We start from the raw sequence: 24624 nt of genomic DNA, 5'->3' as shown, positions 1-24624 counted from the left end.
TCAATTCTAAAAGCACCTATTTCCAAGCGAGTACTATGACACCGGTCAAAATAATGGCAGCACCGATCCAGCGCTGCAGCGGCACCGATTCATGAAAGATAAATACAGCTGCTACCAAAGCGATTACATAGGCCAAGCTTTGAAGCGGATAGGCCAAGCTAAGCGGCAGTTTCTTAAGTACGTAAAGCCACAGAACCGTCGCAATCCCGTACAATACAAGACCTGACCAAATATGCGGCGACCACAGCAGCGTTACCCATGAATCTCCCTTAGCGGTATCCAGCTTATTCATGCCTGTTTTCCACAGAAGCTGACCTGAAACGAGCAGTATAATATTAAAAAACAATACAATATATGCCATTAGGAATCCGACCTTTTGCGTTCATGTAATTCGTGATGCAAAATACCAAGCTCTTGCGTAAGACGAATAACCTTTTCCGATAATTTGGAGACGATGACAGTTAGATGAAGAATCAAAGCAACACAGAACAAAATTCCAACGAGAAATAAGAGTGCGGGCGCGTAATTGATTCCAATCGCATGTGCGAGCGTATCAATAATTTGGACGCGTACGGACAAGATCAGCATCACTACGCCAAATAGCAGCCAAAGCATGGAGTATTGCTCGCGCAGCAACCTCCGATTAATCAACATAATGAGAACGAGCAAAAAAACGATACTTGTGATAATCCACAAGGCTTGCATGGTGTATCCTCCTCAAAGTTTGCGAAGCAAACTCACTTCGTAAGCATAGACATAGTTGCTTAACAAAACCCACTTCGTGTGCATGAACTTATTTCTACGATTGAACATCAACGGGCTTTGTCGCTTTTAAGCTGCGGATAAATAAGGACAATGTTACCTTAACCATATAATAGACAGAGCGCATTGCATTGATGGAGGAAGTTCCGCCTGTGCGCGCCTCCATCACTACGGCTACCTCGCTTGTACGCAGGCCGCTCCGGTGAATAAGCACAATCGAGTCCACCTCTGGGTAATCCGTTGCGTAATCACTTTGAAATACAGCGATCGCACGCTTATTGGCAGCACGAAAGCCGGATGTTACGTCAAGAACGCGTTTATGCGTCATGGCGCTGACAATAGTAGATAAAATTTTAATTCCGACTCTCCGCGTTGCTGAAGACAAGAAGCCCGTCTGTTCAATAAAACGCGAGCCAATCGCCAGATCTGCTTTTCCGCTCAGTACAGGATCCAAAATAAGGTGAAGCTGCTCCGCTTTATGCTGTCCGTCGCCATCCACCTGAACGGCAACATCATAGCCATAACGATATGCGTAACGATATCCGGTCTGCATAGCGCCGCCGATACCTAGATTCGTCGGAAGTGTAACAACAGCTGCACCATTCGCTTCAGCTACCTCGCGAGTACGGTCCTTTGAGCCATCGTTAATGACCAATATATGAGCAGACGGGCAATGAGTCTTCACATCATGAATCACATGGCTTATGCTGTGCTCTTCGTTATAAGCCGGTATTATGATCAGTATTTTTGAAGACGTCAACCCTTGCCGCAGGGACTCCCCGGTAACCGCGCTGTCCTTTTTCTTCATGTCTGCGTTCACTCAATCACCACTCCATAAACCATAGTTTGGGCACGCTCATGCGCACAATTATATCAATTCTACTAGATAACTCTATTAGAAAGCAACAGAAACGATTGTGAAAATGTGTAAAATATGGTCAATCTGCGAGGAATATCTGCCCATTTGATGGATAATATAGTATTTCATGATTAATAGATGGAAGGCTTTTACGAAAAAAATATCGCCCGGTAACCAGCCATTGACTGATACCAGACGATACTTAGACGATTATTCATTTAAAAAAGTTGCTTACATTTGACCGGAGATTTTTGCTTTCAAAGCGTCTTTGCTTTGTACGCCGACCATTTTGTCAACGGGTTGACCGTCTTTGAACAAAATCAATGTCGGAATGCTCATAACGCCGAATTGGGAAGCCAGTTCAGGCTGCTCATCAACGTTGATTTTAGCGATTACGGCTTGGCCTTCAAGCTCTGTTGAAAGCTCCTCAACGATTGGAAGCTGCATTTTGCAAGGTCCGCACCAAGGGGCCCAGAAGTCTACAAGGGAAACGCCGTTTTGAATGCTCTCGTTAAAGTTTTCTTTAGTCAATGCTACTGCCATTTCAATCATCCTCTCCAAACAATGTGTATGATAAAGGGAATACCCGTCTCACCGCTTAATGAATCATCATTTGCTAACCGCATGCGTGAATTTGTTTCAATACATCTTGAATCGTTATCGCGCTAAAATGGCTTTCGAGCTGCTTCTCCGCTGTGCAAAAAATACCGAACATCACTTGAGTCATATTCGATCCAACGACACAATCCATCTCTGGATTGCCCGAGCACCAGCTCGGAATAAGCGAGCCTTGTGCCATCACGCGATAAATATCGGCTAATGTTACCACGCTCGGATCAATCGTCAGCCGATAGCCGCCTCCCGATCCTTCACGCGTATCCACATATCCACTGCGGCGCAAACCACTCATTACCTTACGAACGCGAGCAGAGTGCGTGCCGACATTCTCGGCAATCATATCGCTGCTAGCCATTTTCTCCGGTAAATAAGCCAAGTAAACGAGACTGTGTACGGCAATCGTAAATTCGCTGTTCACTGTTTAAGGGCCTCCCTGCTTTGTACTGTAATTTTATCAGTTACAGTTAAGTTTGTCAATAGACAGGTCGCCAACTCACTTCCATAGCATACGGCATGGCTCAAACAGTTATGCTCCATCAGATATTGGATAGATCGTGAAAGTATTTTTCGTTTCGCTGTCATGTTTGAATGCTGTGGCTGAATAAATATGATATGTGCATCCTTATTCGGTTTGAACATGCAAGCCAAGCCGGAGAGCACATGCTTCCTATACCGGTTTTACTATGTAAAACTTTAAGGAGGTGACGCATAATGGCATTATTTTGGAATCGTTGGATACCCGTTCGTACAGAAGGAGGTTCTAGATCGGAATTAATTGACCGATTGCAGGCCCATTTCAAAGCAAATGGATTGAAATCCAAAATTACCATTGAAGGCAATTCCTTGAGACGGATTCATGTGCTTAAAAAGGACGCCGATCTCGCCAAGGTGCTGCTTGACGCCTTTGACGAAGAGCATTAATGCGAGGGTTTAGGGAATGCTTTGCCTAGCAGCGGCTGCTCAAACAGAGCAGCCGCTGCTTCGGTCTAATCATTAGGACGAGCGTCCCGTTACTGTAGAGCTTCGCATCCAGCGGTAGCCTTTGCGAACGCCATTGAGCACCCATTCGGGTACGGGCCTTGGCTTTTTGGACAGGAAAGGCATATAGATCTTGTTGTACGCTTTTTTGAGATCATCCCACATCGTGCATGGCTCTTCCTTCAAAAAATCCGAAATGTCGAGGACGATGCCCCGCCCATCCTTCACCATCACATTTTTGCCATGGACGTCATGCGGGTATAAGCCGCGGGAGCGAGCATAGTCGAGCGCCTGATCGATATCTTCAATGACCTTGTTTGGAATAGCTACCCCATCGATAATGCATTGATAAAGCGTCTTCCCCTTCAATCGCTTTAAAATCAAATAATAATGCCCGTTATGCTCCCCTGCGTGGTAACACATCGAATAAGCAGGATGCTTGCCGATTAATCGGTAAACCTCGCATTCGCTTTCCCAACCCTCGCGGTTAGGCGCATATACCTTGACCGCTATATCCGGATAATCGCCATGCGTAAATACGCCAGCGTAGTTCCCTGCTCCAAGCAGCTTCCATCCGAGCGGCAGTACAGCCACGCGAATCGGATTTTTGGGGTCTATGCTGCTAAGCTCAACTTCAGATAGCAGCGACCGTTCGGTTAACGAGATCAGCATCTCCAACTGCCGGTCATCCATCATGTATCATCCCGCTTTTCCCTTTAGTTTCATCTTATTCCTCCATATTGTAAAACGAGCTGGTTCAAAAATAAAGCACACCCGTTTAGCTTTTCATTTCCGCCCTGCCTATTCTTACTATTTCCTTAACAAATCGCCTTACTCCTTAACGATTTCTAACGATAAATTTCACCTTGCTTATCATTGCATTAAGGTTGCTGCAGAATTATTGAACCGCCCCAGGCGCCGTGATACTTTCGTGAAGATTCCAATCCAAACACGAAAGGGCGGGCCTTAAAACTATGACACCGAACCTGCAAAACAGAAACGAACAGATTCCCGAGCTTCAGATCGCAAGGGCGCTCGCAATGCTCGGCGTGCTGTCTGTTCATGCCAGCGCATCCGCGACAATTTCCATGCTGAAATCAGGCTACTACTCCCTTTACAATTTCATTAACGTTTTCATGAAGTTTGGTACACCGACGTTTATATTGCTAAGCAGCTTTTTATTATTTTACAGCTATTATACTCGTCCGCTGGATACCAAGCTTATGACGAGCTTCTATAAGAAAAGACTGCTTTACATCATCATTCCTTATTTCATATTTTCTGCCCTGTATTTCGTCTTGGTGCAGCTAATCCAGCATGAGCCGATCTTCTCGCTCGGCGCGCTAGCCAGCTTCTCCAAAAAGCTTTTGCTCGGAAAAGCGTTCTCCCATCTTTATTTTATTTTTATTAGCATTCAATTTTATTTGTTATTTCCGGCGATTCTTTGGCTGGCGAAGAAAAAAGCCGCTCTCGTGCCTTGGTTTATTCCGATGGGCTTCGCCCTTCAATGGGCCTTTGTCTTGTTCAACAAATATTATTTTCAGGTGCCAAACAAAGGGAATTGGTCCTTCTCTTATTTTTCTTTCTTCTTTCTTGGAGCTGCGATGGGTATTTATTTCCCTAAAATCAAAGCATGGCTCATGATTAGCAAACAAAATGTTACCCTTTACCGGCTATCGGCCTGGGCAATCATCTGGATTGCTTGGCTTGCGTTTGCATTGTCCCATGTCTTGATCAATTACAATGCCCGTTTGCTTGGAACGCGCTATAATTCGCTGCTGTATGAATTTTTATGGAGCTTCCATACCGTGCTATCCGCTCTTGCCCTAGTTCAGGCTTCTTTCATTATTTACCGCTTCCTGCCCGGTATAGTTTCCAAAACATTTTATCGCCTAGGACAATTATCCTTCGGTATTTATCTGATTCATCTTTTTTACTTATTTGTCTACGATCGGTACATACCGAGCTTCGGAATTAGCTGGCTAAGCCACTTCCGCTACTTAGGAAGCTGGATATTCATGCTGGGAGCATCGTGGCTGACAGTGGAATTGGCAAGCAGGCTCAACCCTTACGCTTCGTTTGTATTCGGCAGGCTGCCGGAGAGAAAGGAAAACAAGCGAATTCTAACAGGCAAAATGATTGCTCTCGGTTCTGCCGCCTTGCTGCTTGTCTTCGCAGCTGTCTTCGGGATTTGGCAGAAGAAGTCAGACGATACGAGCAACCCTTCCCGGCGCCAGCAGCTATTATCCGTTCAATCGGAAACCAATCTTAGCGGGAATTATGATGTCATCGTCGTCGGAACAGAGCCAGAGGGCGTTGTCGCAGCCGTTTCCGCTGCCCGCAATGGACTGAAAACGTTATTGGTTGACGGAAAGAACCGTGAAATATTAGGCGGCCTTATGACAGTGGGAGGCTTAAATACGCTGGATCTCAACTACTCGCCTAAAAATAAAACTTCACTCGGCAAGCACATTTTTTTAAATAAAGGCATTTTCCAAGAATGGTACGACAAAATAGAAGGAACGTCCTTTGATACCCATACGGCGGCTAATGCTTTTTATGAAATGGTTGCAAATGAACCAAACATTGACCTGTTGATGAAAACTCGAAAAATGGCTCCGATCATCCATACGCAGACAAACGGAAACAAAGCAGTAACCGGACTGCATGTCGTGCTCGAGGATGGCAATGAACGCGAGATTCAAGCTAATTCGGTGATCGACGCGACGCAGGACGGAGACATTGCTGCAGCAGCGGGGGCGCCGTATACGATAGGCCGTGAAGATCTGGGCGACCCGAATGCGCAAATGGCTGTGACGCTTGTGTTCAAGCTAAGCGGCGTCACGCAACAACTTTGGGATTCGTTCGCTAAACATAAAAATACGGGGATAGATAAAATGAGCGCCTGGGGCTTTCCTGAGGCTAAGGAGTATGTATCGAGCAATCCGGAGCGCGTTCGCATTCGCGGACTTAATATCGGGCGGCAAAATGATAACACCATCCTTATTAATGCGATGCACATTTTTAAAGTCGACCCGCTTGACCCCGAGTCTGTGGCAGAGGCGCTTGAAATCGGCAAGCAAGAGGCTCCTCGCATCGCTGCGTATTTAAAGAAGGAGTTCCGTGAATTTAAAAATCTTGAATTTGCCGGCACCGCGGATGAACTATATGTTAGGGAAACCCGCCATTTTGAAGGGGAGTATCGTTTGACCGCAGCCGATTTGCTCGATAATCGCGATCATTGGGATGCCATTGCGTACGGCTCTTACAAGTTGGATATTCAAAGCACCAATTATAAGGATAACGGCATCATCATCATGGCCCCTATTCAATATGGCGTACCGTTCCGCAGCTTGGTTCCGAAGGAGGTTGACGGAATGCTCATCGTGGGCCGGTCTGCCAGCTTCGATTCGCTGCCGCACGGCAGCGCCAGAGCTATTCCGCTTGGCATGGCGACCGCAGAAGCCGCCGGTGCGGCAGCAAAGCTTGCAGCCGAGAACAAGATAAGCTTTCGCGAGCTTTCACAGTCACGCGATCTGATAAGCACCCTCCGGGAAAGGCTGACTGCACAGGGCATGGACCTTAGCATGAATGATTTTGAAGCGCCTGCCTACAAGAGCCACAAAGCATACAAAGGATTAATCGCAGCTGTAAGCATGCTTTTGACAAGCGGATCCGTTGATAACAAAAGCTTTGAGCTGGATGCTCCGTCAAATGCCCAACGCTTCGTCAATAATATGAACAATGTAAAAAACAGGCATCCCGCTTTTTTTACAGGAAAATCAGTTGCCGCTATTGATGGCATGAGCAATCCATCCGCTATGCCGCTGACACTCGAGCAAGCCTTCAAGACGATTGCTCATACAATCGACAACGAGAACGCTGCTGAGCTGAGAAGCAGCGAAATCATTAGCCGGGGCTGGATTCAACCCGAAACCATAGACGCGATCGCCAATCCAGCCAAGGTAACTAACGGCGAGGCATTTATGCTCATACGAGATTTAATGGAATACTACGCAAATATCGTGTACGAGTGAGAGCCCTTCCTGCTCCCAAAGAAAAGAGTCTGCTTCTGCAAGGTCAATGACCTCGCAGAAGCAGACTCTTCCAAAAATTTCAACTAATGCCCTCCGCTGACAACCTTTAGTCCAATAACGCCACAAATAATCATCGATAAAAATAACACCTTACGCCAATCACGCGATTCGCCAAAAATAAACATGCCGAGCAAAACGCTGCCGATCGAGCCGATTCCCGTCCATATCCCGTATGCCGTGCTTATCGGAATGGTTTGGAGCGCTTTGGATAAGAAGAAAAAGCTGATAAAGCCTGCTCCGATTGCTCCAACGGTACCTTTCCATTTCTTAAAACCGTCAGACAGTTTCATGAACGTTACGCCGCCGACCTCGCCTAAGCCGGATATAATTAAAAAGACCCAAGCCATGTTACGTACCCACCTTTTCACGATCTTTGTTGTTTGTTCTTATCGCTGATTCCGTTGAGCGCTCCTGAATGGATGAGGATGCCTCTGCTTGTTCATCTGTTGGCGCCGGTTTATCCTTCGACACAAGCTTAAGCCCAACGATCCCGCCGACCAATATTGCAATAAAGAACAAACGCCAGAAATCAGCCGGTTCATTTAATATAAAAATGCCTGCTATAACCGTTCCGACAGTCCCAATACCTGTAAACATAGCGTAAGCAACGCCTATTTCAATCGTTCTCATCGCACGGGCAAATAGCATAAAGCTTACGGCAAGCAGCACGATGGTCACGATACTTGGAACAAGCTGTGTAAAGCCCTCCGAATATTTGAGGCCAAATGTCCAGCCAACCTCCAGAAAGCCTGCTAATAATAAATAAATCCACTGCATGATTTTTCAATCCTCTCTCGCTGTCATCGTCCAAAGCTGCCATAATGATTGCCACACCATTTGCTTCCTTTTTTCGAACAGCTCTTCCTCATATAATTGGTTTTCGACCAGAATGCCATCGACACACACGTAAAAGGAGGCAATCAGCCGCTCCTCGTCACGGTTGAATAATCCCTCAGAAGCACCTTTATGCAGCACCTCTACAAGTCCTTCGGTTAACCCATTTTCATGCCGCATGAAATCCTGCCTAAGCTGATCACGCAAATGCCGTGGCGGTACAAGAATCGTCCGCTTCAAAAATGCCTGCCCAGTCGACATATGCTTAAGATTGGTGAAAAAATCAAATAATCGATAGACCTGTTGTTTGATTGGGTCCTGCTCAATCGCTTGAAGCAGCTCTAAATATTGTTTGCGCTCCTCCGCGATCACTTCTTGAATGAGCTGCAGAAACAGCTGCTCCTTTGATTTATAATGCGCATAAATGGACGGCGTCTTGATGCCGACCGCATTGGCAATTTCTGATAAGGATGCTCCTTCATAACCAGATTCCGTGAACATCGTTAACGCCGCCAGCTTGATTCTCTCCGCCGTAGAAGGCTCCTTACTCATCTTTATCCCTCCTGCTGCCTCGTCCGTTCCCTTGCCTAACGAACGTTAGTTTAACAGAATTGTAAGACGGATCAGGCCAAAAGTCAAGGTATAAATCATCGGACAAAAAAAGCTGTGCATGCTCCTTTTTTAAGAGGAGAAACATGCACAGCTTATGAATTAGAATTATTGCTTTTTGTTCTGCTTCATTCGATGCCATAACATCCAACCCGTATTTATGATAATGCCTAATGCGATGCTAAGCACCATAACAGCGACATTCAATATAAGGCAGTAAACGAGCAGCAGCCCAAAATCGACATAATCATCTGTTACCGGAAGCACTTGGCTAAGCACAAATGCAAGCAGGACGCTGAACGGTATCCAAAACAAGAAGATGAAGGCCGGAAAGTACCAATGCTGATTGCGAAAGAGCTTCACTATCGGCAGCACGAATGCGATTACCATCACCGTACAAATAAGGTAGCTCCACTCTATAACGCTGCTGTTAAAGTAGGCAGAATAGAGATAAACATTGCTTACTACGGCATAAATGGCGCTTAGCAACAGCACCGACTTCATCGAACGCTTAAACAACATCGGCTCCTTTGCTGCCGCTTCCATTATACGCCTACAATTTCTTGAAGCGCCGCAATGAAAGCATCCATCTCGTCATCCGTGCCAATGCTAACCCGCAAATATTCATGAATCCGGGGCTGATTGAAGTAGCGTACAAGCACGCCCTTATCCCGCAGCTGCTGGAAAATGCTCTCTGCCGCCATGCTTGGATGCGAAATAAAGACGAAATTCGCCTTCGAATCCGTTACTTTGAAGCCCGCCTCAAGCAGCTGCTTCGTTACCCGCTCGCGCGTAGCGATCACCTTCGCAGTCGTTTCACGGAAATAAGCATCGTCCTCGAGAGAAGCAACGGCGCCTGCTAAGGCGAGCCGGTCAATTGTATAAGAGTTAAATGAATTTTTGATCCGATTAAGCCCCTCGATCAGCTCTTCGCTGCCGAAGGCAAAGCCAACGCGAAGTCCTGCCAAAGAACGTGACTTCGAGAGCGTCTGCACGACGAGCAGATTCGGATAATCCTTAACCAGCTCGACCGCCGATTGCCCGCCAAAGTCGATATAAGCCTCGTCAATGATGACCGCCTGATTCGGATGGCTCGCAAGCAGCTTGCGAATACTCTCGAGCGGAATCAGCTCCGCTGTCGGCGCATTCGGATTCGGGATAATGATGCCGCCGTTATCCGCATGGTAGGCTTCCACCTGCACATGAAACTGCTCGTCCAGCGGAATAAGCTCCGTTTGCAAACCGTAAAGCTTCGCATACACCTTATAGAAGCTGTACGTGATATCCGGGAACAGCACTTTCTTCGCCGGGTCAAAAAACGCTGCAAACGCAAATGCTAAAATTTCATCCGAGCCGTTGCCGACAAATACTTGCTCAGCGGGCAGGCCGTAAAAGCTTGCAGCCGCTTGCACAAGTTCCTCGCAAGTAGGATCGGGATACAAACGCAAATCCGCATTCGCCGCATCCTTGATAGCCTGGGTTACCTTCGGGGATGGCGGATATGGATTTTCATTCGTATTCAGCTTAATATACGTTTTATCCTTCGGCTGCTCGCCTGGCACATAAGGCACGAGCGACGCGGTTAGCGGACTCCAAAATTTACTCATTCGTCATTCTTCCTTTCGTTGCCTTGATTCTATTTCATTGCTTTTATTTTAACATTAATAGATATGCCAGTCACAGTGGCTGACGAAGGGCGGACCGTGTTATCAGCAAGCCGATCATCGCCCCGAAGGTATTCAATATAATATCATCGATGTCGAAGCTGCCCACCCGCGTTAGCATTTGCGTCAGCTCGACAATTGTAATCAATAGGATAGAGGCTGCGGCAAGCGCGAGCACATGTCTGTATTTCTTATTAAATAACGGCAAAAAAAGCCCGATCGGTATAAATAATACGATATTTCCGAATAAGTTTTTGAACCAGGTATCAAAATTAAAATGATCATGGTAAATGATATATTTTTTTATCGTAAAGAGTGGAACTAGATTATAGCTGTAGCCTTCGCCAAAATAGCGGCCGCGGTAAAATAACAGCCAGCCCATAATAAGTGCGTAAACTAAGGCAAGCGCCGTAAGCAAAACATTCAGCAGCAAGCTTTTGTAATGAGCATTAGCGTACATCCGCATTCCATTTCACCTCTTTATATGAACAGCTGCCCTATAATCTCCAAGGTACAGAATACGTTTTAAACTCGTCTGCTCCTGTTATCGCTAATCCGTTGAGCTGATGCCCGTTTGCGCATCCGCCGTCAACGCCGATTTTGCCGGGGCCGAACCAAATATCCGGCTTGCCGTGAATGTCGATCGTTTTGGTGTGGCCGAAAACAACCGTTTTGTTCACATTGGTCGGCCTGGTAAGGAATGGCTGCTTAATATAGAGAAAATCTCTTTGCGGCTGATCTTTCCAGTTCAAATAATTAGGATTAAGGCCGGCATGCACATAAATAAAATGTTCGTCCTCATGGTAATACGGAAGATTGTCAAGAAACGTCATATGATGCGGATAATGCTCGTGAACCGCCGCCTTCGCGCATTCGATTACATGCTCGATCGGGCCTTGCTTAATGCCGGCATAGCTCTCGGCCGTCTGTCTTCCGCCGTGTCCGGAAAACTTCAGCAGCGCTTGTTCATTCCGCTCCAGCATGACGTCAACAAGCCTCTCGTCGTGATTGCCTTGAATGGCAATCGCGCCATCCTTTTGCACCAGGCCAATGACCTGCTCCACCACATCCTTGCTTCTTGGACCACGGTCAACAAAGTCGCCGAGCAGCAAAAGCTGATCCTCGCCCGGGCAATAGTTCATAAGCGCAAGCAGATCATTAAATGGCGTATAACAGCCGTGAATGTCACTAATGACTAACGTTCGCTTCATACGCGTCTCCCCGAGATCACAAGATCTCTCTCTACGCCGTCAAGCACCGCCACCTTAGGCAAATGCCCCCAAACCTCAAACCCGAACTTGCGAAGCAGCGCCAAGCTTGGCTCATTATGTCCGAACACGAAGCCAAGCAGCGTGTTAAGCCCCAAACGCGGGCATTCTTCGATTGCCTTCTGAATCAACACCGAGCCAAGGCCGCGGGAACGGTATTCCTCCGCGATATAAATGCTGATCTCCGCCGTTGTATTGTAGGCAGGTCTGCCATAGAACGATTGAAAGCTGAACCACGCCGCAATTTCCCCTTCGATTCGCAGTACCCATAATGGCCGGAAATCGGCAGAGTGCTCATCGAACCATTTTCTTTTGCTCAGAGCTGTTGCCGGTTCCAGATCTGCCGTAACCATTCGGCTTGCAATCGTTGAATTATAAATGTCGACAATACGCTCCAAATCGCTTAGCTGAGCGTCGATAATTTCATATTGTAGCTGCCAAGACATACTCGCCACCTCGTACCTTCCTATGTGTCGCTTGCGTGCTTCCTGCTGCTTATTTATTAACGATTTATGAAGGCCTAACGCCTCTCCCAACTTTGACAAATTATATCACAACGCCGATTGTTTGAGCATCCAAAAATAAAAGCCCGCCAAGCAAATCGCTCAGCAGGCCGCATGAACCAAAACCTTGCTTTGCATCCCTTACTTGCCTATATATTTGTTGTAATCATCAGGCGTATTGAGGTTCGTTGCGACTATTTCGCGGCCATTCCCCGAGGGACTAACCACAAGAGTATGCAGCCTGCTAAGCAGCCGCATGACGCGGTAATCCTGCGCATCAAGCGCAGCCGCTATTTGCGTGGCCGTTCTTGTATGATACAGCGCATGAAACGGCTGTCCATCGGCGTGAATAACGTCCGCTCCGCTATCGATATGAGCCATGAGCTGCGCGAGCAGCTCCTCGGACAGCTCCGGCATATCGCAAGCCATAACGAATACGTAACCTTCAGCGGCAGCAGATAAGCCTGCATGCAGACCGGACAAAGGACCGCATCCTTGAGCATGATCCAAGGCGAAGCTCACTGTTCCTCCCCGTTCCTCGAGGGATTCGCGGTAGAGCGCCTCCCGCTCCGATGATCCAACCGATATAATCACATGCTGCGTCAGAGCGCTTAACTGCTCGACCAGCCGGTACAGCAGCGGCTTGCCCTCGATGGGCAGCAGCGCTTTGTCCGTTCCCATTCTCGTACTAAGCCCGCCAGCCAAAATTAAACCGTTAATGCGATGTTTCCCCACAACCTCGCCCCCTCTGCCAGATAGAAAGAAAGCCTGCCGAGTGTAAAAATCTCGGCAGGCTTCTGCGCTTCGTTTGCGTTTAGGCTTTGGATGGATCGAACGAGCTCTTCAGCGAAACGATACGGTTGAATGCCAGCTTCTCTGCCGTCGTATCCTTCGGATCTACATTAAAGTAGCCATGGCGGAAAAACTGGAACTTGTCGCCGCCAACCGCATCCTTCATGTTCGGCTCAACGAAGCCCTGCAGCACCTCAAGCGAATTCGGATTGATGCATTCAAGGAATGGCTTGCCTTCCTCTTCCGCCTCACTCGTAATAAGCGGCTCGAACAAACGGAAATCGGCAGTTACGGCTTGAGACGCTTCTACCCAGTGAATCGTGCCTTTCACTTTACGCTCATTAAAGCCGGATCCGCTCTTCGTCTTCGGATCATACGTGCAGTGCAGCTCGATAACGTTGCCGTCCGCGTCCTTGATCACATCTTGGCATGTAATAAAATACGCATGCTTGAGGCGTACTTCATTGCCGGGGAAGAGACGGAAATATTTGCTCGGAGGATTTTCCATAAAATCATCCTGTTCAATGTAAATCTCGCGGGAAAACGGAATTTGACGCGTTCCCATCGCTTCGTTCTCCGCATTGTTCTCCGCTTCCAGCAGCTCGGTTTGGCCTTCTGGATAGTTCGTAATAACCACTTTCAGAGGGCGTAATACCGCCATCGTGCGAAGAGCTTTCAGCTTCAAATCTTCTCTTATAAAATGCTCAAGGTTGCGCTCGTCCACAAGGCTGTTGCTCTTCGACACGCCGATTTCGCGGCAAAATGCACGCATGGCTTCCGGCGTGTAGCCTTTGCGGCGCAAGCCGCTAATGGTCGGCATGCGGGGATCATCCCAGCCATCCACAACCGCCTCGTCTACCAATTGCTTAAGCTTGCGCTTGCTCATAACGGTATTCGTCACGTTCAGGCGGGCAAATTCATATTGGCGAGGAGTAGCTTCCATCTCGCATTCCGCGATCGTCCAGTCATATAAAGGACGGTGATCCTCAAACTCCAGCGTACAGATGGAGTGCGTAATGCCTTCAATCGCATCGCTTAGCGGGTGGGCATAATCATACATCGGATAAATGCACCAAGCGTCGCCCGTACGGTGATGATGCGTATGCGCAATACGGTACAGCACCGGATCACGCAGCGTGATGTTCGGCGAAGCCATGTCGATCTTAGCGCGAAGCACCCGCTCGCCGTCCTTGAACTCGCCCGCGCGCATGCGCGTAAACAAGTCGAGGTTCTCCTCGACAGAACGGTTCCGATTAGGGCTTTCTTTGCCAGGCTCGGTCAACGTGCCGCGATATTCGCGCATTTGCTCAGCCGTAAGATCGCACACGTAAGCTTTGCCCTTCTTAATTAGCAAGACAGCGCGGTTATAAAGCTCTTCAAAATAATCCGACGCAAAACGAAGATCATCCCATTCAAAGCCAAGCCAGCGGACATCCTCTTGAATGGATTCCACATACTCGGTATCTTCTTTGAGCGGATTCGTATCGTCAAAACGCAGATTGGTTCTGCCTTTAAACTCATCGGCGAGCTCAAAGTTCAAACAAATCGACTTGGCATGTCCAATATGCAAATAGCCGTTCGGCTCCGGCGGGAAACGAGTCACAATTTCCTGCACAAGGCCGCTCTTCAAATCTTCGACTACGATGTTTTTTATAAAATTCGAGGATGATGACTTGTTCTCTACTGCATTCTCCATCTGCGACCAACCTTTCCCACGGAAAATATTTATCCTCTTATAATACACAAATTTCCGCGAAATTATAATACTCCCTGCTTGCGGGCGTCATTTCAGCAGCAAACGAAACAACCCGGCCTCGATCGAGGCGGGCTGCAATTGTTGTTTACGCTTATGTTTCTCTATTAACTTCTTTAATTTTGACGATTCATTGTATCAGTTCTTTGTTTGTCTCTCTGATCAATTTCATAATTAATATACAGCTTATGAGAACAACTGCGCCGTACCCCCAAACAAACGTCCCCATACCTGGCAATTGCACGCTGTAAGCGGCTATTAAATGAACGGGATCAATGATCTTAATATGAAAAACCTCAGATATGACCAGCAGCCCCATATAGAACAAAAACGGAGAAGCCATCACCGCATAGCGGTTTTTGAGCAGCGCCGAAAACGAAAACCCGAGAATGCCGTACAATCCGCCAAACACTGCGTTCGTCCCTATAATAAATAAAATGTAGGGAAAGGGATGCTCCTGATAATAAGCTGCTCCGGGTCCTTGTGGCACAAAATTCATATCGGTATTGGGCAAGTGCAGCGGAAACAAGGCAGCAACGATTAAAAACAAAATGAACAATATAGCAATGGCAGTCAATCCGCCTGCGAGGAAGTTAACGACTATTTTTGATCTCATATACTTGGCAAAAGAAACTCTGGCCAAGACGGCTTTTGAATAGCCTGTTTTTTTATCATGCAGAAAACTATCACAATAGGGCAGACCTATAAGGAGTGGCAAAAGGAGCTGGAGCATAGCCCCCGAACCGAGGCCCAGACAATACAGCCACGCTTCAAAAGCTGAAATCGAGGTGTCTAACTGATATATTTTATAGTAGGATGTATCCGAATAATAAGGGAATAGCCCTATCAGGCCAATGATTACTCCGAAGGAGACAGCAACGTAAAAGAGCTTGTTTTTGGACAAGCGTCTCAGCTCTACACATAGCATCCTTATGCTCCTATTCTAACAAATTAATATCACCCCTTAGTATAGTAAATGGAGCAAGGATTGTCCCCCCACATAAATGTAGTCTTTCCCCAAGAAAATTTAAGGCAGTAACTACTTGCATAATCCGGATTTATATAGCTATCCTTACCAAAAAGCAAATTATCCATCTATAAGTAGGAAGGAAGAATCAAATCCATGCAAGAAAGCGCTCCTGCCGGCTCATATGAACAACGCTCCATGCTCGACTATGTTTCTATTGAATTATTTAAAATCATAGACAAACACTTTTATGAAGAGAGCTATAATCGGATCATTAGAAGCTATATTCAATATAAAAAATCAGAAACAACGTTATGGTCCGAGTTGACGCTGTATACCCACTACATGCTCGGCGGCAGCTCTCCGGCTATTTATCATGCGGCTGCCCAAACGGAACTGCTTATTCTAAGTTTGGATATATTCGATGATCTGCAGGATCAGGACAACTTCATCCCGCCATGGATGCATGACGAGCCATCTGTTGCCATGAACTGCGCTTCAGGCATAATGGCTGCCGCAATTGCAGGCTATCTGAACAAACCGCTTGGCTCGGATATTCTTCAACTGCTTACAACGGCTCATAATGGCCAGCACAAGGATATTCAAAACACCGTCACAAAGGAAGAAGAGTATCTTCAGCTTATTTCCGAGAAGTCCGCTTCGCTCCTTGGCGCTGCTATTAAGCTAGGCTATCAACTCGTTGATCAGCCAGATGCTTCTATAGCAATAAAGCTCGCAGATTTTGCACAGTTCATCGGGATTGCCGCCCAGCTGCGCAATGATGTCAAAAACTTATCCATCCTTCAAGAACGGAATGATATCGTTCAGCGCAAAAGGACGCTTGCTACTTTGTATTTGCTCGATCACAGCGAAGGAAACTTTCCCTTTCTCAGAAAATATTACGACGGTATAATAGGAATGGAGGAGTTGCCTGCTCACGAGCAGCAGCTTGTTGAATTTATCCATACATCCGGCGTTTCGGAGTATACGTCGGCTGTTCAAAAGCTGTATCTGCTGCAAGCGGATCATCTTTTGACTACGATACCCGTTAGCCAGCCTTGGGAGCATCATTTCAGGGCGATCACCATCGGCCATTTCCGTAAATAAAATTGCGGCTTGCCCTAAAAACATTAGGGAAATCCTCTCTATCTTTTTTGCTATAATTTAATTTGTAAAGATACCATTTTTTAGGGGGAATTTAACCATGTGGTCACCGCAGCTTAAAGAAACCGCTCTTCAGTATGCAGCTAACAAAAACTCAAAAGACAAGCTTTCAATAATACTAGCCGAAGCTACGATTTCCATGGAACAGAAGCAGGTTCTCAAACTATCCTATGCAACTCCGGCAGCAGCACTTAGCAATGGAACTGCCTCATCCGATTATTGGGCTTAATTCCATAATACAGAGCCTGACCAATGAGTCAGGCTTTTTATTATGTATTCTGAAAGGATTACTGCCATGCATAAATTACCGCATTTCAAGCGGTTTATCTTTATTTTTGTAGGAGCCGGCCTGCTGCTGATTCATTCATGGGTCAGCTATGTTACGTTTCATTACCCTTACCTCGGCATTGGCGTGAGCTCTACCGACAACATTAATTGGTCAATCTCGGAAATCTATGAAGACGGCGCAGCCGAGAAAATGGGGCTTATCGTCAACGATACCGTGCTGCGCATCAATGGTGGGCCTACGGGCGAACATTTCACCGTGCTAAAATTCCGAGATATTGAACAAGCCCATTCGATTGAAATCATGCGAAACGGCCAGCGATATACCTTTGATATCAAAAATAACACGAACGAGCTCTCATCCAGGTACGTGCTGGGAATAATAGGCGAGCTTGTTCTATTTGCCATTTCCGTCTTTCTTTATTTTAACGTGAAGCATTCGCGATCCATTTATTATTTACTCGCTGTGTTCATATTAATGGGACTTGCCTTCATGTGCGCCGAAGCCTCTTCACGCTCAGACGCGCTTGCCAAATTCATTACGCTTAATGCGATGTCATTTATTCCGCTCCTGTTTGCAAAGTTCATCTATTTCTTTCTTAAGGAAAAGGGCTATAAGCTCTTTCATCAACGCTGGCTCAAATACGCTTTCGCTTTGCTTACTTTCCTGGCAGCGATACGGATCGTCTATTTTCTGGACATGCCCCTCCATCGCTATTTCTTGATTGACCGCTTTATCAGCTTGTTATGCTTTGCATTAGGATCGCTGCTTACGATCATTCTCTTAATCGTGATTTACATAGAGAAGCGCCATGAATACTCCTTCTCAGCCAAGGTGATCAAAATCATTTTCATCGCTTTTCTTCTGTCATTCTTGCCTTTTTTGCTTTTGTCGGTCGTTCCTGACTTACTGGGAAAACCGGTAGTCAGCTACGCTTATGCCGTATGGTTCATCACGCTATTTCCGCTGACCTTTATTTATTACACCGTTAAGGAGACGCTCTATAAGAACAATGGAACGGTCAGCTTTCTCTTTCCGATAAAAAATAGACGGCTTGGCGCGTTTTATCGTATTCTGACAGAGCATGGGCAGATCAAGAAGCTAGAGGATGCGAAGTTTAGCCTGCTGCCTCAGATTTGCACGGCACTTGGGCTTGAAGCGGCAGCGCTGCGATTCCATGACAACTCCCGCATCAGGCTGGTGACCCATGGACCGCTCAATAAAACAGAGCTGGAGCATGCTGTCCTTACGGATGACTCGCCCCCCTCAAAGCACATCGTATATGCCATAAATTCAGAACTGGATTTCACCAGCCATATTATTATGAAAAAAATATCGCCTGATCTGCCTTTCAGCGATGAACAGCAGCAATGGATCGCTATATTAAAAAGCCAGCTTTCTATTTTGATCGAGAATGTATACTTATCCGAGAAGCTCTCCATGAAAGTGAGCGAGCTCATTTCCGAGCCAGCCGCCGCAGCGGACATGCCTGCTGATTATTACTTATGGTTTAGAAAATCGCTCTATCAGATGCAGGAAAAGGAACGCCGCCGGGTTGCGACGGATCTGCATGACACGGTGATGCAGGATATTTATTTTGCCAAGCAGCGGGTCACAGCCATTCAAAACGGGAGGCTCGAGCCAGCCGCCCTGCAAACGGAATTAAAAGAGCTGGCGGAGTATTTGGATATTATTAATTTGAACGTGAGGGAAACGGGATTTCAATTGTATCCTCATCTGCTGAAAGAGGTTGGCTTCGCCGTAACGGTATCCAATCTCATCGAGACGGAGAGGATGAATGTCCCCTTTAAGCTGCAATTGCGCATTGAACAAAAGACGGAGTGGGAACAGCTTGATACCGATGTCCATCATCATTTATTTCGGATCATGCAGGAGCTGCTCTCTAATGCGAAGAAGCATTCCAAAGCGAATGAGGTCGATTTCCACCTCTACTACGCCAATCAAACCTTTGTACTCGAATATGATGATGATGGCATCGGATTAAACGAAAAAGAGCATAGCGGGGGCATCGGCTGGCATGGCATCAATCATCGCATCAACAGCCTGGAAGGTAAAATGCAGTATTTTACGTCCATCAATAAAGGGTTAAAGCTTATCCTCACGCTGCCTGCAGAAGGGAAAGACACTTATGAATCAAGAAATTAAAATACTCATTATCGATGATCATCCGGCAATGGCGCTTGGCATCAAGTTCCTATTGGAGCAAGATCAAAGCATAAAGGTGCTTGGCATCGCAGCAAGCGGCTCGGAGGGCATCGAGATGGTTCGAGAGCAGCTCCCTTCCGTTGTTGTTCTTGATTTGAACCTTCCGGATGATACCGGCGTTCATATTGCCGCTGCGATCAAGGAGCAGCATCCTGCGATACATATCATCATCCATACCGGATATGACTATATTCCCTATTTCAATCGCCTTATCGAGTGCGGCGTAAGCGGGATTTTGAATAAGAGCGCTTCGCCCCAGGACATTCTGGACATGATCCATACCGTTATTCGCGGGTATACGATCATGCCGCTGCCTATTTTTAGACAGGTTCAGCTGCAGCGCCCGGATCATGTCAAGCACTACTGGGAAGCGGATCTGACCACGACCGAAGAGAAAATTTTATCGATGGTGGCCGACAAATATACGAACAGCAAAATAGCCGGCATCATTCACGTTAGCGAGAGCTCCGTCGAAAACTATTTGAAAAAAATTTACGGCAAGCTGGGCGTTAAATCCAAGGTCGAGGCGCTTGCCAAAATTACGCAGGACGACCGCTTTCAGCGCGTCGACAATTAAAATCAGCTTCTGCTTTAAAACGCAATAATGCCTGATGAGTAAAGAAAGACGAGCAGCACTAATACCGGAGCCACGTAGCGCAGCATGAACATCCACACGCGCAGCCACCATGAAGACAAGCCCGCTTCCTCCGCCGCCCCCTTCCAAGCATATCCGACGAACAAGGTTACGACTAATCCGCCGAGCGGAAGGATTATATTCGAGCAGACGAAGTCAACCCAATCAAAAAAAGGCTTGCCGCCAAACGTTAGCCACGGCGCTTTATCTCCTAATGATAAAGCGGACGGCAGCCCGACCAAGAAGCAAAGCAGCGTCAGCATCGCGGCAGAAAAGGTACGGCTCCAGTCGAATGCCTCGCGAACGAAGGCAACCGGCACTTCAAGCAGCGACACCATGGATGTCAGCGCCGCAAAAGCTAGCAGCACAAAGAACAAGCCTCCAAAAACCGCGCCTAACGGCATCGCGGAGAATGCAGCCGGCAGCGCCACAAACACGAGGCCTGGCCCTTGCGATGCCTCAAGCCCATATACAAAGGTTGTTGGGAAAATAATCAGCCCCGCCAGAAAAGCGTATGCTAAATCCCCGATTCCGATAGCCAGCGTAGCGAGTCCCAGCGATTGCCGCTTGTCCACATAGGCACCGTAAGTCATAATCGCCCCCATGCCTAGCGAAAGCGAAAAGAAAGCATGTCCCAGCGCAACGAGCGCCGACTCTGCCGAGAGCTTGCTAAAGTCGGGCTTTAGGAAAAAGGATACGCCCTCCCCTGCTCCCTCTAACGAAAGCGCGCGAACGCAAAGCACAAGAAGCAAAATGACGAGCCCCGGAATGAGAATCTTATTGAACCGCTCGATGCCTGCCGACACGCCCCGAATGATGACGAAACCCGTTAGCACCATCACGATAAATTGCCAAAGGACAGGCATCCAGCTGGCATTGAAATCATGAAAAAGCAGCGCGTAATCCTTATGCACGAACAGCTTTCCCGTGAAAGAAAGCATCGCATAGTGCAGCGTCCAGCCTGCAACTACCGCATAAAAGGACAAGATGACAAACGCGCCTACTATCGTAATAAACCCTAAGCCGCCCCACAGCTTTTGCCCGCTAAGGCGAATGAGCGAGGTCGCCGCATTTCCTCTGCCGCCCCTTCCTACCGAAAGCTCGGCAAGCAGCACCGGCAGGCCAACAAGCAACAAGCAAATGACGAATAACATAAAAAAGGCCGCGCCCCCGTATTGTCCTGTTATATAAGGGAACTTCCACATATTTCCTAGACCGACTGCGCTTCCGATTGCCGCTAAAATAAATCCCGAGGACGAAAACCTCTCGTCTGTGCGATATTGATCCTTCATTACCCTAATTCCTCCCGCTTCTATGCTTACCAGAATTTCTCTAGAGGTGCTGATGGGTAGTATGACCATTTCCGAAAAATATATCTGCATTCGTACATGCATGCCCTGCATAGGCTTCATAAAAGCGAATACATAACTCACAGGATGGAAGGTGAATCGATGGCGGCTGCTTCGTCCTTTGTTATTTTCCCGGATGGCGGCTGGAATAGCCTCCCCGCTCCCTTTCAACAGCTGTTCAGCAAGCTTAGTGATAAATATGCGATTTATATCGTTTCGGAAAGCCCCGTCCCTGCACAGGCGCCACCAGAAGTAACGTCTCTTTCCTTGAAACAGGCGGAGCAGTTCAACTGGGAGCAGGCTGCCGCCGTCGTTTTGCATCCTTGCTGGATTCAAACGGCGATGGCCGCTAAGCCGCTTATGCTTATTGCGATGCCGGAATCTCCCCAGCAAGGCGAGCCTGCACTTTGGACAAAATGCCGGAAATGGTTATGCGCGCATGCTGATTTAATCATCACGGAATCGGAGACTTATTATTTGGAGCAATCCTTTTGCACGGAGCATGTCTTCCTGCTCGACGGACGGGATGAGGTATGCGACTTGCTGGCAAAGCAGGCTTTCAACTGGATGCTCAGCGGCTTCTCCCCTAAGCCGCTTATTCGTTTGCAGCAGCGCAGCCTTGCGGAATGGTACAGCAAACTGCTCAGCGCAGGGGCTGGGCAGCCGGAGACGAGCAGGCTGCAGCCTTTATTTTTCCACGCGGTTTATCGGTATCTGATTTGTGATCTGGAACGAGCAAAGGAAGCGCTGCTTGCTTCATTCGAGCTTGCCGTTATGGAAGGAAAAGAGGACGCGCTAAGTACGTATTACCGTTTTTTGTCCGCCATTGAACTAAAGCAGGGACTGACCAAACAAGCCGTTCAAACGTACAGCTTCACCGCCGTCACGGAGGAGGAGAAGCAAACGGTCAGCTATCTGGATGATTGGCTTCATCAAGGGAAAGACGGGCTTGCAGGAGCGCTGCTCTATCGTCTGAACGATGATTTTAAGCAGTCGCTTGAGCGGCTGGAGCTGATTGAAGCAGAACCGATGGCCGAACGGCTCGCCACCGAGTCCTGCATACAGAGCGGACGGCTAATGAAGGCGATCGCCCTCCTATCACCGGAGCATCTGACGACCGATGAGGAACGGCAGCAATATTTGCTGCTTCGGGGAACCACGTTTCTGCTTGAAGGGAAACGCCACGAGGCGATTCATGCTTTTTTGGAGGCAGCGGAAAACGGCTTGGAGGCGCTTGGCAATATCGCCGAGCTGGCGGTACTAGACGCGTCTGTGCTCGAGCTCGCCAATGATGTTAGCAGGAGAGCCTCAGATATATAAAAGCGAAGAAGGAGGACGTTCCATGGACGACGGACGCATTTGGCGGCGCAAGAAGAACGGCAATAAGCTGACGGCCATTTTGCAGGTGCGAAATGAACAGGGCCGGTACTTGGAAGCGGTATTGTCCGAGCTATCCGGCTTTGTCGACGAGCTAGTTATTGTGGATGACGCCAGCACGGATGGAACCTATGAGCTATGCCGCTCCTTCGATAAAGTCGTGAAGCTGGTCCGTCTCGATACGCCTCTTTTTCGCTCGGAGTGGCAGCTGAGGCAAAGACTGTGGCAGGAAACCGTAGCGACAGAGCCCGATTGGATTTTGTCGGTGGACGCGGATGAAATCTATGAGCAGCGGGCAGCCAAAGCGATTAGGACATTAATCAATCAGGAGCAATATGATTGGTTTGGTTTTCGCATGTTCGATTTCTGGGGCTCGCTCACTCATTACCGCGAGGATGAATGGTGGAATTTGCACAAGCGGCATACGATGACGCTCGTTCGCTATTTGCCGGGCTACCATTATTTCTATCCGCAATGGGAGCATCATGTGCCGAGACTGCCCATTACTGCCGCTGCGCTGCCGGGCGCTTGTACCGAATTTCGGATAAAGCATTTGGGCTGGGCAGGAAGCGGCGCCGATCGGCGTGCGAAGTACGAGCGTTACAAACAAATTGATCCATTCGGCAAGTGGGGCAGCCTTGCGCATTACGAGTCGATACTCGATCCGAAGCCGAATTTGATCCGCTGGCGCGAGGAGGCGATTGAGGATTGAGCGAGACTGAACGGGATACGGTTACGATTTTGACGCATAGTTATTTAGATGGCTATACACAAAATATTTCGCGCCCGTTCGGCGGGGGCTTAGAGAGGTATGTGCATGCACTCTGCCAAGTCGTAACGGGCATGGGGCTTCGCCCCGTCGTGTATCAGCTCTCTTACTTTGGCGCATTTGATACGGTCTACGAAGGCGTTCGCGTTCGAGGCTGGACCTATGAGACCGATAAAATCGCCGCCGCTTTCGAGGAGATGGCCGAGGCTGCCGACGGATTGATCATTTATGGCAGCTGTATCTGGCATCCCATTCGCTACAGACCGCGCAGCATCGGCATTTGCCACGGCATTAGCTGGGATCGGCATGATATGACGCGGGAGGCCAAGCAGGATGTCGCCGCCATCATCAACGAAGCGATCAGGCAGCTCGACCGCGTCGTTTCCGTTGACTCGCAATTTTTAACTTACTGCCGCTCCGTCTGCTGCTATTCCGATCCCGCCAGCATTATTCTGCTCCCAAACGCGGTCGATACGGATTGGTTTACGCCGGGCAGAGGCAGCGAAGCTCAGAGCAAGCCTCTGCGCGTGTTGTTTCCGCGAAGACTCAGCTATGAACGCGGAGTCGTTCCGATGATGCTGCTCACAGATGCGATTTTGCAGGAGTACCCGAACGTAATTATCGAGTTCGCCGGCGAGCTGGTTGAAGGAACGACGATCGCTGCCGCTTTCCACCTTTGGGTAGACGCCCATCCGAATAAAGCCCGAATCGCGCATCGCACCTACTCGTTCAGCGAAGTCCGAGAGGCTTACAGAAATGCCGACATCGCCGTTATCCCGACGATTTTCTCAGAAGGCACGTCGCTTGCCTGCTTGGAAGCCATGAGCTGCGGCCTCCCCGTCGTATCCGCCAATGTCGGCGGACTAAACGATATCGTCATCGACGGCATGAACGGCAGGCTTGTCTCTCCAAGGGCACAAGCGCTCACCGAAGCGGTTCGCGCTTTGCTGGACGATGAGGACAAACGCCTCTCCATGAGCCAAATGGCCAGGCAAACCGCCCTCGCATTCGATCAGCGCAAATGGAATGAGCAGTGGAGAGGAATCATTGCGGAGCAGCTGGGGAGATTGAGGTGACTTCGGGCGCGGGGGTAGGTTGTTAGAGGGTTCGCCTAG

Annotated in this window: 27 protein-coding genes; 9 read left to right on the top strand and 18 right to left on the bottom strand. The window is 48.1% G+C overall.

Annotated elements, in window-relative coordinates; genetic code table 11:
- Window positions 1-16 precede the first annotated feature (16 nt).
- From ADU23_RS10680 to ADU23_RS10660, 5 genes are all read right to left on the bottom strand, one after another.
- Window positions 17-361, bottom strand: coding sequence for an EamA family transporter (locus tag ADU23_RS10680; protein WP_053373733.1), 345 nt, complete (start codon window positions 359-361; stop codon window positions 17-19).
- Entirely contained in the window at window positions 361-705 is a 345-nt protein-coding gene (locus tag ADU23_RS10675) for a DUF2304 domain-containing protein (RefSeq protein WP_053373732.1), read from the bottom strand. Before ADU23_RS10675 ends, ADU23_RS10680 begins: the two co-directional genes overlap by 1 nt.
- Window positions 706-799: 94 nt before the next feature.
- Window positions 800-1582 carry a glycosyltransferase family 2 protein gene (locus ADU23_RS10670; RefSeq protein WP_231637351.1) on the bottom strand — a complete coding sequence of 261 codons (783 nt, stop codon included), beginning with the start codon at window positions 1580-1582 and terminating at the stop codon, window positions 800-802.
- A gap of 270 nt (window positions 1583-1852) precedes the next feature.
- Window positions 1853-2164 (bottom strand): thioredoxin, encoded by a 312-nt coding sequence (gene trxA / locus ADU23_RS10665; protein WP_053373731.1) that lies wholly within the window; start codon window positions 2162-2164, stop codon window positions 1853-1855.
- A 73-nt stretch (window positions 2165-2237) separates the two neighbouring features.
- Window positions 2238-2657: an RrF2 family transcriptional regulator gene (locus ADU23_RS10660; RefSeq protein WP_053373730.1), complete on the bottom strand. Its 420-nt coding sequence runs from the start codon at window positions 2655-2657 to the stop codon at window positions 2238-2240.
- A 293-nt stretch (window positions 2658-2950) separates the two neighbouring features.
- On the opposite strand from ADU23_RS10660, the gene ADU23_RS10655 reads away from it, so the two are divergent.
- The gene (locus tag ADU23_RS10655; RefSeq protein ID WP_053373729.1) at window positions 2951-3160 is read left to right on the top strand and encodes a hypothetical protein; all 210 of its coding nucleotides are present in this window, start codon (window positions 2951-2953) and stop codon (window positions 3158-3160) included.
- 72 nt (window positions 3161-3232) lie between these two features.
- Here the strand turns inward: ADU23_RS10655 and ADU23_RS10650 are convergent, their stop codons facing one another.
- Complete coding sequence (locus ADU23_RS10650; protein ID WP_053377569.1) at window positions 3233-3910, bottom strand: serine/threonine protein kinase; 678 nt, start codon at window positions 3908-3910, stop codon at window positions 3233-3235.
- 281 nt (window positions 3911-4191) lie between these two features.
- Between ADU23_RS10650 and ADU23_RS34045 the strand changes: the two genes are divergently transcribed.
- Window positions 4192-7254: an FAD-dependent oxidoreductase gene (locus ADU23_RS34045; RefSeq protein WP_331459232.1), complete on the top strand. Its 3063-nt coding sequence runs from the start codon at window positions 4192-4194 to the stop codon at window positions 7252-7254.
- Window positions 7255-7337: 83 nt separating this feature from the next.
- Here the strand turns inward: ADU23_RS34045 and ADU23_RS10640 are convergent, their stop codons facing one another.
- The 11 genes from ADU23_RS10640 to ADU23_RS10590 form a co-directional block, all read right to left on the bottom strand.
- Window positions 7338-7661: a DMT family transporter gene (locus ADU23_RS10640; RefSeq protein ID WP_053373728.1), complete on the bottom strand. Its 324-nt coding sequence runs from the start codon at window positions 7659-7661 to the stop codon at window positions 7338-7340.
- A 1-nt stretch (window position 7662) separates the two neighbouring features.
- Window positions 7663-8091, bottom strand: coding sequence for a DMT family transporter (locus ADU23_RS10635; RefSeq protein ID WP_053373727.1), 429 nt, complete (start codon window positions 8089-8091; stop codon window positions 7663-7665).
- A gap of 6 nt (window positions 8092-8097) precedes the next feature.
- Window positions 8098-8700, bottom strand: a complete 603-nt coding sequence (locus tag ADU23_RS10630; protein ID WP_053373726.1) for a TetR/AcrR family transcriptional regulator — start codon at window positions 8698-8700, stop codon at window positions 8098-8100.
- 165 nt (window positions 8701-8865) lie between these two features.
- Window positions 8866-9303 (bottom strand): hypothetical protein, encoded by a 438-nt coding sequence (locus ADU23_RS10625; RefSeq protein WP_053373725.1) that lies wholly within the window; start codon window positions 9301-9303, stop codon window positions 8866-8868.
- A complete protein-coding gene (gene hisC, locus ADU23_RS10620) occupies window positions 9303-10364 on the bottom strand; it encodes a histidinol-phosphate transaminase (protein ID WP_053373724.1) in 1062 nt (353 codons plus the stop codon). Before hisC ends, ADU23_RS10625 begins: the two co-directional genes overlap by 1 nt.
- A 70-nt stretch (window positions 10365-10434) precedes the next feature.
- Entirely contained in the window at window positions 10435-10887 is a 453-nt protein-coding gene (locus ADU23_RS10615; RefSeq protein WP_053373723.1) for a VanZ family protein, read from the bottom strand.
- Window positions 10888-10918: 31 nt separating this feature from the next.
- Window positions 10919-11632 carry a metallophosphoesterase gene (locus ADU23_RS10610; protein WP_053373722.1) on the bottom strand — a complete coding sequence of 238 codons (714 nt, stop codon included), beginning with the start codon at window positions 11630-11632 and terminating at the stop codon, window positions 10919-10921.
- Window positions 11629-12135 (bottom strand): GNAT family N-acetyltransferase, encoded by a 507-nt coding sequence (locus tag ADU23_RS10605; protein WP_053373721.1) that lies wholly within the window; start codon window positions 12133-12135, stop codon window positions 11629-11631. The genes ADU23_RS10610 and ADU23_RS10605 overlap by 4 nt, the downstream gene beginning before the upstream one ends.
- Window positions 12136-12333: 198 nt before the next feature.
- Entirely contained in the window at window positions 12334-12927 is a 594-nt protein-coding gene (gene mobA, locus ADU23_RS10600) for a molybdenum cofactor guanylyltransferase (RefSeq protein WP_053373720.1), read from the bottom strand.
- A 79-nt stretch (window positions 12928-13006) separates the two neighbouring features.
- Entirely contained in the window at window positions 13007-14680 is a 1674-nt protein-coding gene (locus tag ADU23_RS10595; protein ID WP_053373719.1) for a glutamine--tRNA ligase/YqeY domain fusion protein, read from the bottom strand.
- A gap of 187 nt (window positions 14681-14867) precedes the next feature.
- Window positions 14868-15665 (bottom strand): hypothetical protein, encoded by a 798-nt coding sequence (locus ADU23_RS10590; protein ID WP_053373718.1) that lies wholly within the window; start codon window positions 15663-15665, stop codon window positions 14868-14870.
- A 195-nt stretch (window positions 15666-15860) separates the two neighbouring features.
- Between ADU23_RS10590 and ADU23_RS10585 the strand changes: the two genes are divergently transcribed.
- The 4 genes from ADU23_RS10585 to ADU23_RS10570 all read left to right on the top strand — a co-directional run bounded on the left by ADU23_RS10585 (window position 15861) and on the right by ADU23_RS10570 (window position 19957).
- On the top strand, window positions 15861-16811 hold the full coding sequence (locus tag ADU23_RS10585; RefSeq protein WP_053373717.1) for a polyprenyl synthetase family protein: 951 nt from the start codon (window positions 15861-15863) through the stop codon (window positions 16809-16811).
- Between the two features lie 97 nt (window positions 16812-16908).
- Entirely contained in the window at window positions 16909-17097 is a 189-nt protein-coding gene (locus ADU23_RS10580) for a hypothetical protein (protein WP_053373716.1), read from the top strand.
- A gap of 66 nt (window positions 17098-17163) precedes the next feature.
- Window positions 17164-19320: an ATP-binding protein gene (locus tag ADU23_RS10575; protein WP_053373715.1), complete on the top strand. Its 2157-nt coding sequence runs from the start codon at window positions 17164-17166 to the stop codon at window positions 19318-19320.
- Window positions 19304-19957 carry a response regulator transcription factor gene (locus tag ADU23_RS10570; protein ID WP_053373714.1) on the top strand — a complete coding sequence of 218 codons (654 nt, stop codon included), beginning with the start codon at window positions 19304-19306 and terminating at the stop codon, window positions 19955-19957. Before ADU23_RS10575 ends, ADU23_RS10570 begins: the two co-directional genes overlap by 17 nt.
- Window positions 19958-19971: 14 nt before the next feature.
- Here ADU23_RS10570 and ADU23_RS10565 read toward each other — a convergent pair whose 3' ends face one another.
- Window positions 19972-21306, bottom strand: coding sequence for a sodium-dependent transporter (locus ADU23_RS10565; RefSeq protein WP_053373713.1), 1335 nt, complete (start codon window positions 21304-21306; stop codon window positions 19972-19974).
- Window positions 21307-21465: 159 nt separating this feature from the next.
- Between ADU23_RS10565 and ADU23_RS10560 the strand changes: the two genes are divergently transcribed.
- Genes ADU23_RS10560 through ADU23_RS10550 form a run of 3 tightly spaced genes read left to right on the top strand, consistent with a single transcriptional unit; the run spans window position 21466 to window position 24585 of the window.
- Window positions 21466-22683, top strand: a complete 1218-nt coding sequence (locus ADU23_RS10560) for a hypothetical protein (protein WP_053373712.1) — start codon at window positions 21466-21468, stop codon at window positions 22681-22683.
- Between the two features lie 22 nt (window positions 22684-22705).
- A complete protein-coding gene (locus ADU23_RS10555; RefSeq protein WP_053373711.1) occupies window positions 22706-23452 on the top strand; it encodes a glycosyltransferase family 2 protein in 747 nt (248 codons plus the stop codon).
- Window positions 23449-24585: a glycosyltransferase family 4 protein gene (locus tag ADU23_RS10550; RefSeq protein WP_053373710.1), complete on the top strand. Its 1137-nt coding sequence runs from the start codon at window positions 23449-23451 to the stop codon at window positions 24583-24585. Before ADU23_RS10555 ends, ADU23_RS10550 begins: the two co-directional genes overlap by 4 nt.
- Window positions 24586-24624: the final 39 nt, after the last annotated feature.

This window comes from Paenibacillus sp. FJAT-27812 (assembly GCF_001273905.1).
Lineage (GTDB): Bacteria > Bacillota > Bacilli > Paenibacillales > Paenibacillaceae > Pristimantibacillus.
This window is presented reverse-complemented; position numbering and strand designations above follow the sequence as displayed.